Annotated in this window: 5 protein-coding genes; 1 reads left to right on the top strand and 4 read right to left on the bottom strand. The window is 44.9% G+C overall.

The features are described 5' to 3' along the window. Positions 1 to 77: 77 nt before the first annotated feature. Together RN80_RS02425 and RN80_RS02420 are read right to left on the bottom strand one after the other, a co-directional pair. Positions 78 to 2,723 carry an alpha-mannosidase gene (locus RN80_RS02425; RefSeq protein ID WP_060627361.1) on the bottom strand — a complete coding sequence of 882 codons (2,646 nt, stop codon included), beginning with the start codon at positions 2,721 to 2,723 and terminating at the stop codon, positions 78 to 80. 98 nt (positions 2,724 to 2,821) lie between these two features. Next, complete coding sequence (locus RN80_RS02420; RefSeq protein WP_060627360.1) at positions 2,822 to 4,102, bottom strand: glycoside hydrolase family 125 protein; 1,281 nt, start codon at positions 4,100 to 4,102, stop codon at positions 2,822 to 2,824. 170 nt (positions 4,103 to 4,272) lie between these two features. Here RN80_RS02420 and RN80_RS02415 point away from each other — a divergent pair, with 170 nt between their 5' ends. After that, entirely contained in the window at positions 4,273 to 6,357 is a 2,085-nt protein-coding gene (locus tag RN80_RS02415; RefSeq protein ID WP_060627359.1) for a GH92 family glycosyl hydrolase, read from the top strand. A gap of 45 nt (positions 6,358 to 6,402) precedes the next feature. Here the strand turns inward: RN80_RS02415 and RN80_RS02410 are convergent, their stop codons facing one another. Beyond that, positions 6,403 to 8,085, bottom strand: coding sequence for an alpha-L-fucosidase (locus tag RN80_RS02410; protein WP_060627358.1), 1,683 nt, complete (start codon positions 8,083 to 8,085; stop codon positions 6,403 to 6,405). A gap of 1 nt (position 8,086) precedes the next feature. Further along, a complete protein-coding gene (locus RN80_RS02405; RefSeq protein WP_060627357.1) occupies positions 8,087 to 11,875 on the bottom strand; it encodes a glycoside hydrolase family 2 TIM barrel-domain containing protein in 3,789 nt (1,262 codons plus the stop codon). Positions 11,876 to 11,941: the final 66 nt, after the last annotated feature.

Here is an 11,941-nt window from a genome sequence, read left to right as displayed (position 1 = left end):
TACCATAAAAAGGGGCGAATCAGCAGTTAGTCCTTACTTTTTCGCCCCTCCTTTCTTTTTATGTTTACTTTTTGAAATTAAATTTCTTCTTTTTTGAGGAATTCTGTACGAATCTCTTGTGGTGAAATGAGTCCTCTATGAACTGGGTATGGTCGTTCAAGTAGGTCAAGGAAGAGATGTTGACTTTCCGGTACACGTACATTTTCACTACACATATTGTAGTAACGAAGAACATAGCCTTCTTCATTTTCAGCTACCTTAAAGGCTGTTGGACAGATTTGTGGTATGCTGAGAACAGAATGGCTCAAGAGGCTACCAGTCGCAGCCACGCTTCCTTCCTGTCTAGCAAGCTGAAGGCTGGTAAATGGTGTCTGCAAGGCCTTAGCACGACGGAAAGCTGAGAAGCGTTCTTGGGCTTGGTGGCATTCAAGCGCAAACTCAACTTCAAACTCACGCAAGCATTGAGCTTCTGGTGTTGGGAAGTAACCCCAGTCACCTAGCTCACCTGATGCACGCAAAATAGTCACTGCAATGGTGTCGTCTCCAAGGATTTCGTATTCATTTAATCCCTTGTTGGATACAGTCACCCCTTTTTCATCGTCATACAGACTGACAAAGGCTTGTTGGTGTTGAGGATTTTCAGGATTTTCCCATGAAGCAGCTGGTTTGTTTGGTCGTGTCACCACCTCATAGATGCTTTCAGAATCATTGCTTGGACGCGTGTTATGAGTCTTGACCAAGAGGCGGATACGGTGGTCTTTGGCAGTGTTGGTAAAGCGAGTCTTGCAACGGATTTGTGGATTATCAACGAAGACAGTCAGCTCTGTTTCAAGAGGAATGCTTGTCAATTCTTCTGAACGTCCAGCTTCACGCTTCATAAACTCGATGATGCCTTTTTGCTCTTCTTCTAGCTTTTCATCCGCGCTGACAGGCACGGCCAATTCATGTTTGAGCAAAATCTTAGCATAGCGAGCTGTGTTTTCCAAGACCTCATAGCCTTTCAGCTCTGCAAAGATTGGCTCTGTTCCTTTTGGTTGGAAATAGATATACTCGTTTCCGATATCCCCACGGTCTTCGAAGCGGATAAAATCTTCATAGGCTTCGTGAGTTGTCTTATCATAAACTGTGATATTGTCATCCACACTAACCGTTACAAATGGCGTATCAATCACTCCGTTTTGGTAAATACCGTCGCGGTGTTCTTGTTCTCCTTCCAGCAATTGGAAGGTTGTCCAAGAAAGCGGCGCTAGGTGAACTGGAATGGTCACGCGCACTTGTCGGGCGATACGAGCTTGGCGGAACTTGTCTTTTGGTAAATCGTACTCAAAATTAGCTCCGAGGTCTTCAATTTTAGCCTCTACAGGACGCCCATCCAAGTCCTCCACATGGTAACTTGGCAAGGTAAGAGCAGCCATCTTCTTGTAGCCTTCTGTTGGATGCAATTCCTTGAAATCACAAGTCGCAACATCAATCACTGTGCTGACAGTATCGACCTTATCATGCAAGCCTGTATTAATGACAGTAAAGAGATAGTCACTTTGAGCTTTAGCTGTAGCGATTTTACCCTTCCACTCGTTGAGCAGGTTGCTCTTAACAAAGTTTCCGACTTGATTAACCTTGGCAAAACGAGTTTCCATTTCGCGGTGAACTTCGTCCACGCTACAGCCACAGATACTATCATGCGGCGCATTTTGCAAAAGAGTTTTCCAAGCATAGGTCAACTGGTCCTTGTGGTTATGACCACCAGTGATGATAGTTAGTGGCTCCACTACTTGCTCTAGGAGGTTGCTATTTTCTTGGAAGGATTGTTTGAGATAAATACGAGATGAAGAAGTGTTGGCAAGTGTATACCAGCCGTCTGTTTCCTGACTGGTCAACTCACCTGTAACCGTTGATAACTGCTCTGGTAGGGCACTTTCCACAGCTTGGACATATTCATCAAAAGAACTGTGAACAAAGGTCACATCTGGGAAGAGTTCATTTGCCACACGAATGGCTTCACTCAGATTTTTCTGTACAGGCTGGTGGTCACAGCCGTTCATCATCAACCATTGGTTAGTCGAAGCGTAGGCACGCACATCTGACAATTTTTGTTTCCAGAAGGTCAAGGCCTCTTCTTTATCAACTGGGATTTCATTCCCGTTACTGTACCAGTTGGCAAAGAGGATACCGAGGACACGACTTCCGTCCGCACCCTGCCAGTACATTTCTGAAAACTGGGAAGTAAACTGCTCATCTTCGAGGACTTGGTTATCAAATCCAATCGGCTTCACACCACGACCAAAGGCTGCCACGTGAATGCCTGATTTTTGAAGAATTTGAGGCGCTTGTCCCATATTTCCAAAGGTATCTGGGAAGTAACCAACCTGAGTTGATTTGCCCCATTTTGCACATTCTGCTTGACCAATCAAGGTATTGCGGACATTGGCTTCACTTGAAATCAAGTAATCATCCTGCAAGATATAAAAGGGACCAATTTTAAGTTTGCCCTCGTCGATGTAGCGTTGGACTTTGTCGCGATTTTCAGGACGAATTTGCAAGTAGTCATCAAGGACAATGGTTTGACCATCCAAATGGAAGCTCTTGAACTCAGGGTCATTTTCAAAGAGATCAAAGAGATTGTCAAATAATTCCACCAACTGCATACGGTGGCTTTCAAAGGGCAAGTACCACTCACGATCCCAGTGACTATGTGAGATAATATGTACGACAACATTTTCCATGAAGTAAAACCTCATTCTAAATTTAAATTTTTATTGTTAACGTTTTAAATGTAAATTTGTGATTCTTTCCAAGAATCAGTTGCGCTAAAGCGTGTTCCTTAGCGGATATCCAAGTAATCCAAGACCAATTCACAAAACATCATGTTGGCCCAAGAGAACCATTCACGAGAATAAAGAGTTGGGTCATCTACGTGGAAGCTTTCATGCATAACACCTGTACCACCATCGCAAGCAACCAGCTGATCCAGCAAGAATTTCTTCTCTGCTTTATCTGTCGTTGTCAAACCTTGGATAGAAAGGGCAATTGGCCAGATATAGCGATAGAAGGTATGAGAACTTCCGAGACCGCTAGCGTATTCTCCTTGGTAGAAGTATGGATTTTCAGGGCTCAGAATGGTGCGACGAGTTGCTTGATAAACTTCATCATCGACCGAACAGTAACCCAGATAAGGTGCAGCCAGCAGACTTGGTACGTTTGGATCATCCATAATGCTGGCATTTCCTAGGCCATCCACTTCAAAGGCATAAATCTTTTCGCCCTTACTGTTGGTGGTGTAAGCATAGTTTTCAATTCCTTCTTGGATCTCATCCTGAAGACGCTTAGCGTCTGTGATAACACTCTCGCTATCAGCTAGATTCAATTCTGTAAAGATCTCTTGCACATAACCCAAGACTACTACAGCAAACATATTTGACGGAATCAAGTAACTATACTGACAGCAGTCATCACTCGGACGAAAGGCTGACCAAGTCATACCTGTCACTGCAAAATCAGGTCCAAAGCCATCATTTACCAAGGTGTCTTCCTTACGATCGGTATCACGAACAAAACGATAAGGAGAGTTCTTGTGGTCTTGTTCTACCTTCCACAGATGAAGAATTTCCTTTGTCGCTGCGACAAAAGTCTCATCAAACTGGCTAGTCTCGCCAGTCTCTTTCCAGAGGAGATAAGCCAACTGCAAAGGATAGCAAAGCGAGTCCACCTCATACTTGCGTTCCCAAATCCAGCCGTTAAGGTCTGTGTGGTCAGTCTCATGGTGACCCTTCCAGTTTTCCTCAATGTTGAAGGAGTTAGCATAGGGATCCTTAAGTATCAAGGTCATCTGACGTTTAACCAAACCTGCAATGGTCTGACGCAGGAGGTCATCTCTTTTGGCCACATGCAAGTAGGGTCTGAGTTGGGCTGTCGAATCCCGAAGCCACATTGCAGGAATATCCCCAGTCAAGACAAAAGTTGAACCGTCTTCTAAGATTTCAACCGTATTGTCCAAGGTGTCTGTGTAGCAACGCTCGAAAACATCCACCCACTCTGGATGGTCCTTAGCCCGCTCTGCCACTTCATCTAGCCATTCTCTAACAATTTCTTTTGAATAAATCATCGTGCAGTATCCTCTTTCAAACAAGTTTCATTTTCAGTATATAGCTTTTGAGACAGAAAATACATACACAAATGATAGTCATTTTTCTACAAAATAGTTATCTTTGAAACTCCTTTTCTATAGGTTATAATTTTCTGATATAATGTAGAAAAACAGCTAAAGGAAAGACTATGAAACCACTACTTGAAACCATCGATACCCGCTTTGGAACTGCCAGCAAGCATGCCTTTTCTCGGGGAAATACCCTGCCATACACAGGCGTGCCTTTTGGTATGAATTACTTTGTGCCCCAGACCAGTGACCAGGATGGATCTTGGTTTTTTGATCCACATCTGCCTATTTTTCAGGGGATTCGTTTAACCCACCAGCCCAGTCCTTGGATTGGGGACTACTCTTGGCTCCTTCTGACACCTGTCACAGGCCAGATAGGTGGAGACAGCCTCTTCTATCGTCAGTCTTCCTATGATATGGATAAGGCCTCTTTCCAACCTCATTATCTGAAAATTTTCTCCCTGCGCTATCAGATTGAAACCCAGCTCACACCGACTTGCTACGGTACTTCTATTCTTTTAGAGCAAAAACAAGGCAAAGCCCTCTCCCTCTACCTTCACGCAGCAGATGAACTGACAGTAGAACAAGTAGATAAGCGAACTCTTGCCCTGCGACAAGAAGGTAAAACTGAAACCAACAAAAATCCACTAACTATGTTCACTGCCCTGCAAATGAATACGGATATCCTTGCTATCAACCAAGAAGGTGGAGACTGGCGAATCGACCTGGCAGATAGTCATGCTGAAATTCAGCTAGCGACTTCTTTCATCTCTCACTCTCAGACTCTGCTTAATCTACCTCAAGAAGATTTTGATAGCTGTAAAGCAAATGCCCAAGCGAATTGGGAAAATCTCCTCCATCGTTTTGACATTATAGAGACAGGAGAAGCTGACCGAACCTTCTTTGATCACTGCCTTTACAGACTCTTCCTCTTCCCACAGACTTTTTATGAGGTTGATGAATCAGGGCAAGCCATCCACATAGATTTGGCTACTGGAACTGTCAAGCCTGGTGTCCTCTTCAGCAACAATGGTTTCTGGGATACCTTCCGTACCACCTTCCCCCTCTTTGCTCTTATCATACCGGAACACTACCACCGCTTCTTAGAAGGATTTCTCAATAACTACCGCGATACTGGTTTTCTTCCAAAATGGCTAGCTCCAGATGAACGGGGTATGATGCCAGGTACACTTTTAGACGGTATTATCGCAGATAGCGTCTGCAAAGACATGGCCCCTGACCTAGAAGAAGAACTCCTCCAAGCCATGCTTGAAACAGCCAGCAAGGCCGACCCTCTCGGCATCAATGGTCGTCACGGACTAGCCCAATACCAAGAACTAGGCTACCTCTCTACCGACCACCACGAAAGCGTCAGCCACACCCTAGACTATGCCTATAGTGACTTTTGTATCGCCAGCTGTGCCAAAAAACTAGGGAAAATAGAAATCGCCGAAACCTACAAGGTTGCATCACAAAATTACCGCCATCTATTTGACGCTGAAACAGGTTACATGCGAGCGCGTGATGGTCAAGGAAACTTCCGCCCTGACTTCTCTCCTTATGGTTGGGGGCATGATTATGCCGAATGTTCAGCCATCCAAGCAACTTTAGGCGTTCTCCACGACATCCCAGACTTAATCCAACTTATGGGTGGAAAAGAAACCTTCAGCAACTATCTTTTGAAAACCTGTCAAGATGCTCCCCTCTTTGAGACAACAGGCTATGGTTACGAAATTCACGAAATGAGCGAAATGGCTACTGCTCCTTTTGGACAACTCGCCATTTCCAACCAACCTAGCTTCCACATTCCTTATCTATTCCGCTACAGCGATTACCCTGACTACACTGCCCTTCTCATCAAGACGCTCCGTCAGAAAGCTTTTCAGCCAAGTTGGGAAGCCTATCCTGGCGATGAAGACAATGGTAGTCTCTCAGCCTGGTACATCTGGTCAGCTCTCGGATTTTATCCGACCTGTCCAGGCAAACCAAACTATGATCTCGGAATCCCTCTCTTTAATCACCTCCGTATCTACCTAGCTAAAAAAGATAAATGGTTGGATATCCATACTAAACAAAACCACAGCCATTTTAATTTTGTAAAAGAATGCCGACTGGACAAGATCTCTGTATCTAGCATTCAACACCAAGACCTCTTGAAAGCTGATCAGCTAACCTTTACACTTAGCTGGTTACCAAGTCACTAGCTAGTAGACAAAAGAACCTTTGTATCGTGCAAAGGTTCTTTTATTTTATGAAACTTGTACTTGAGCTTGATCAACCAGTTGTCCATCCACAGTTAGATTTAGATAGAAATCCAAGGTCTTATCAGCAGCAAAATACAGGGTTGGTAGGCACAAATCTTTTTTGCTTTCCCCTGCTTGGAATTGAAGGAATTGAATCTCGTCCTGATAGGCGACACCATGGACACCTGTCCCCGGTTGAATCGAAATCTTAGCCTCTAAAGAGGAGCTACTTTCGCTACGTTCAATCCTAAAATGAAGAGTCTCTCCCTTTGTCACAGCTAGACTTTTTTCTGCAAATGCTAGCCCCTGAACAACTTCTTTTTTTGATAAGCTAGGAGTTTTATAGAGTGAAATTTTGGTCAGTACAGGTAAATCCTGTGACTCTGTAATCATCACGCGCACCTTCTGTGCCTCTACTAGCGGACCTCGCAGGAGGCGCTTATGACCAACTGTAAAGCCCTTACCAAATTCTTGCCAGACGCCGTCCACCTCTACTTGCACATGAAAAGCCGCAATTCGTTGCCCTAGCTTCAAATCTTCTCTTAACTCAATTACATCAAAAGTTTTAGGTGATCCTAAGTCGAGTTCTAACTGGATGGGCAAGCCTGCATCGCTTGCCCAAGAGCTGGTCTTAAGGCCATCTGTCAAATAGTGACAGGCAAAGTCTGCTGAAAGAGCAGGACCAAATACCTTAGCTCCCAGAGCCAAATCTTCTTTATAGAGCTCATTACGATAGGCCGCAAATTCATAGAGGCGTTCAATATCCTTTGCATCAAAGAGCCCATCTTGATCCGGCGGAATATTAAGTAGGAGTGGGGTTCCTCTCCCCACTGAGTGAAAATAGATTTCGACCAACTCCTCAAGAGACTTAGGATCCTGGTCTTCATGGTAAAACCAGCCCGGCCGGATGGAAACATCTGCCTCACCGATTGAAAAAATCGTGCCCGAGGGATCTCCGTGCTGAAGATAGTCCAGCTCTGCTTCTGTTCCTAGTTTATCAGGATTCACCTTTTGCCATAGGGGATCACCTGCATATCCTCGTTCATTGCCAATCCAGCGGATACTAGTGCCTTCTGTTGAAAAAATTAAGCAATCGCCCTGCAGTTCACGAATGGTTTCAAACCATTTTTCAAATTCATAATTGACCTTTTGAGCGCCCTCTCCTCTGGCACCATCCATCCAGACCTCAGCAAATTTCCCTGCATTACCATAGGCAGGATTTGATAAAGTCTCCTTCAGCTGAGCCAGATAATAGGCATTATAGTCCTCTTCTCGGTTCACATGATAGAGGGGGCTGTGGGCGTCCCACGGAGATAGGTAGACCCCCATATCCATATCAAACTCTGTGGCAGCTTGGGATACTTCAAGGAGCAAGTCTCCCTCTCCATTCCTCCAAGGACTGGCCTTGACCGAATAATCTGTATGAACTGTCGGATAGAGGACAAAGCCATCATGGTGCTTGACCACCAAAATCAACTTCTTAAAGCCCGTTTCCTTGAGCACGCGCACCCACTCACGCGCGTCTAACTTTGTCGGGTTAAAACGTACAGGATCCTCCTGACCTATCCCCCATTCCTGGTTATAAAAGGTATTAGGTCCAAAATGGATAAAGGCTGCTAGTTCATCCTCTAAATACGCTAGCTGGGCCTGACTAGGCAAGGGCCCATGCGGTTTTATTTCTCTTACCATACTACTTCCTATCTACATTTTTCTTTACTTTTTTGGCATGTACTTGCAATTCTGTTAACGCTAGTGGATTTACCAATTTTTCAAATCGAAGACGAAGGGCATAGGTTTCCACCTTGTCAAATTCAAAACGAAGCTCCTCATCTTTGTCGCTTGACACTTTTCGGATAGCTGATACAGGGCGCCAATTCTCCTCTTGCTTGAGCAGGGAATCCTTATCCAAATGATTTGGAGTCCGAGGTAAAGTAGGCTCATTCCCTACATAATAATCAATAAAGCTAGGCTCCACCGCCAGGTATTCTTGATTTTCAACATAATACAAGGTCACGTTATCCACAAATCGCGGTTTTAAAATCCCTGCATCTCCAAAAAGAATGCCCACGCTGGCTTGCTCTGACTTGGTAATCCAAGTATTGGCTGTCGATTTCTTCCGAGCAATGACCTTGTCATTGAGGTAAGAGGCTGGGTGATTAGGCTCTGAGTGAGAAGCAAAGACCAGAGGCAGGTTAGACCCTGTCCACTGATTGGAAATAACTTCTCCATCTACACTAGCATCTGTCACATGAATGGTGACTGTTGCTGGCAACTCACAGCCCACTACCTGTCCTGTGAGAACGCATTCTCCTACCTGAGCATAGACTTGAGGATCGAGTTCATTCCAAGTCACCTTGGCCGTATCTCTTCTGCCATCTGATAAGACTAGCTTGACTCGATCTGGTAAGTGTGGGGGTTCCTTGACAAGCGTCCAAACCCTCTCAGGCTCAATAGCGCAAATCCCTTGAACACAAACCTGAGCAGAAGCCTTTAAATTCAGACCTTCTAGCTGACCAGATACTGTAAACTCATGAAATCTTGCCAAAGCTTCTTCAGGAATCTCCTCCCAAACAACCTTGACTCGTTTTGCACTACCGAACTCATAGTCCACCAAGATCGATGATGGAAACTGTGGATAAGTCCCCTTAGCTGTATACAAGCGAAGTGGTCTTACAGAAACTGCTCGGCCTAGCGAAGTATTTTCTGCCACCTGCAAATGAGTTTGATAGGTCTTTCCTTGATAAATGGCGCGAATAGCCAAGTCGCCTGCAGACAAGCAATAAAGCACTCCCTGCTTGATAATGGCGTGGGCACTACCACTCGTCTCCCAAATCACTTCACTATTCCCCACCTTGTTCACAGGGTTATCCACAATTTGTGGATAAAGTCCAATCGCTGGGGAATCCCCTTCTTGTAATCCTGCCTGCTTGTCCACTCGAATCTCAAACAAGCTCTTATTTTTCACTGGTTGGGTAGCCAAAGCCTCTCCCACTAAGATATCAAAACTTGCTGGCTCTAGCCCTCTGGCACTGGCCTTTACTCTTACTTGGCCTGCCTGCTCCAAGCTCTGAACCAAAAGTACACCTCTGCCATGGAAGGCTTTCCGCTTAAACCGACTATTTTTCTGAGCCTGATAACGTTCACGACTGGCCTGCCTGCCATTATCCACACCTACAATGCGAGCAGGGCCCTCAATTTTAAAATGAAGCTGATTGGAAGCACTCGGCACCCAATTTCCATCCTTGTCCAATACATCAAAATAGAGATAGAGGAGGTCTTGCCCATCTGGCTCCAGTTGTGATTTATCGGCATGTAACCCGATTTTGGCTGGCTTACCTGCAGTTACCACCCTATCTTCTGCTACAATCTGACCTTGACGGTCATAGGCTACAGCATGTAATTCTCCTGGTTGATAAGGCAAACGCCATTCGAGATAGAGTTGGCCAGAACCTTCTCCCTCTTGGTATTTTCTGCCATCTGAAGTCCATTTTTCCTGAAAAGTCTTCCTACCTTGAGATTTTCCATTGAGAAATAGCTCTACAAAACCAGCATTTGAATACACTCGAACAGGGATATCCCCATACTTATCCACAACTTGTTGATAACTCTTGTGGATTTCCCAATTCCAGTGGGGCAGGATATGAACCATAGGCTGCTGATCTAGTGCCAACCACTGACTTTGATAGAGATAATAATCATTTTTAGGAATCCCTGCCGTATCCACGATCCCAAAATAGGAACTCTTGACAGGTGTGTCATTTTGGTTGTGCCAAGGAGTCGGCTCACCGATATAGTCCACTCCTGTCCAGATAAACTGACCCGCATAGTCTAGCCGATTTCTATCTGCTATCCAAGAAGCCGTCGCTGTCTTCCCCCAAGGAACCCGATCATTGCCATAGTCTGACTGTTCAAAATTCCGCACGCGGCGATTATCACCAACCCATTCCTTATCTGGGCGAAAATAGCTATCACGCGTTCGGATAGCCGATGAGGTTTCAGATCCATAAAGTCGCCACTTGGAATGTCTTTTGCGAATCCCATCAATATTGTCTTCTGAGTAATTCAAGCCCACCACATCCAGCAAATCAGCAATCTTTTCATGACCTCCAGAACCATCTCCGAAGCGGAACTGGTCCATTCCCATGGTCACAAAACGGCTATCATCAACCTCCTTAACCCTTTCTAGCAAGCGTTTGATAGTCTTCAATGAATGAGCATCGCCATTTGCTTCACTGACTTCGTTTCCCAAGGACCACATAAAGATAGCTGGATTGTTCTTGCCACGCTCAATCATGGTGCGTAAATCATAATCTGACCAGAAATCGCCTGCTTTCGCTTCTGGATGAGTCGCTTCTTCCTCAAAAAAGCGACCATAATCATATTCTTTCTTGCCTCCATACCATGTATCAAAGGCTTCTTCTTGAATAAGTAGCCCCATTTTAGCAGCCACATCCAGCAAGATGCTACTGGCTGGATTATGGGTGATTCGAATAGCATTGACCCCCATTTCCTTCATCTGGCGCAAGCGTCTCTCGGCAGCTGACCTGTTTTCCACAGTTCCCAGTGCTCCATAGTCATGGTGGAGACAAACCCCATGAATCTTCAACCAGCGACCATTGAGAAAGAAGCCCTTATCCGCTTGCCAATCCATATAACGGTAACCAAAAGTCTCCTCTTCTTCATCAACCAAAATGCCATTTTTGTAGAGGCGAGTCTTCAATTGATAGAGACGAGGGTGGTCAATATCCCAAAGCAAGGGGTGAAAAATTGATATGGCTTGTTTGAAAGAATATTTGTCCCCAGACTCAATTACTAGAGAGTCTGTCGCCTGCCAGTCTGAAACCTGTTGTCCATCATACCAGATACTCTGCTCCAAATACACCGACACGGACTGAGGTCCATCATTTGAAACCTTACTTGTAAGCTGAGTTTCCACCCATCCATCTCTTTGTTCCTTGAGCTTGGGACTTTCTATCTTAATCCCATACAAATCCAGATGTACCGAATCTGTAATCAATAATTTTACTTCTCGATAAATACCGCTACCAGAGTACCAACGACTGCTAGGTTGCTGATTTTCCACAAAAACTGCAAGCTGGTTGGCCGTCCCATCATTTCTTAGATAAGGCGTGATATCATAAGAAAAAGGTGTGTAGCCATTGGGATAATAACCCAGCACTTGCCCGTTGATATAGACTTGGGCATTCATGTAAACCCCGTCAAACAACAAACGCACCGATACAAGACTGGCATCTTCTTCCAAGTAAAACTGTGTCCGATACCAGGCCTGACCCCCGTTTAACTGACCACCCTCATTTTGCGCTGGCGAATACTGGTCAAAATCATTGTAAATACTCCAGTCATGTGGCACTTGAATAACCTGCCAATTTTCCCTCTGAAAATCCGACGCCAAGGCCTCTTCCTTCCCCACCTCTTGGTTAAAAAACCAGTGATTTCGTAAAACTTCTTCTCTTCTCATACAAGCATTCCTCTTTAAACGAATCGATATAGTTGACTATAGCACAAAACAAAAGCGCTTTCAAGA

This window comes from Streptococcus mitis (assembly GCF_001281025.1).
GTDB classification, from domain to species: domain Bacteria; phylum Bacillota; class Bacilli; order Lactobacillales; family Streptococcaceae; genus Streptococcus; species Streptococcus mitis_AK.
Note: the sequence above shows the minus strand (reverse complement) of the source record. Positions and strands in the feature narration are given on the sequence as shown.

Coding starts and splice junctions, on each gene's coding strand:
- RN80_RS02425 (WP_060627361.1), bottom strand. CDS start 2,723: ATGGAAAATGTTGTCGTACATATTATCTCACATAGTCACTGGGATCGT.
- RN80_RS02410 (WP_060627358.1), bottom strand. CDS start 8,085: ATGGTAAGAGAAATAAAACCGCATGGGCCCTTGCCTAGTCAGGCCCAG.
- RN80_RS02420 (WP_060627360.1), bottom strand. CDS start 4,102: ATGATTTATTCAAAAGAAATTGTTAGAGAATGGCTAGATGAAGTGGCA.
- RN80_RS02415 (WP_060627359.1), top strand. CDS start 4,273: ATGAAACCACTACTTGAAACCATCGATACCCGCTTTGGAACTGCCAGC.
- RN80_RS02405 (WP_060627357.1), bottom strand. CDS start 11,875: ATGAGAAGAGAAGAAGTTTTACGAAATCACTGGTTTTTTAACCAAGAG.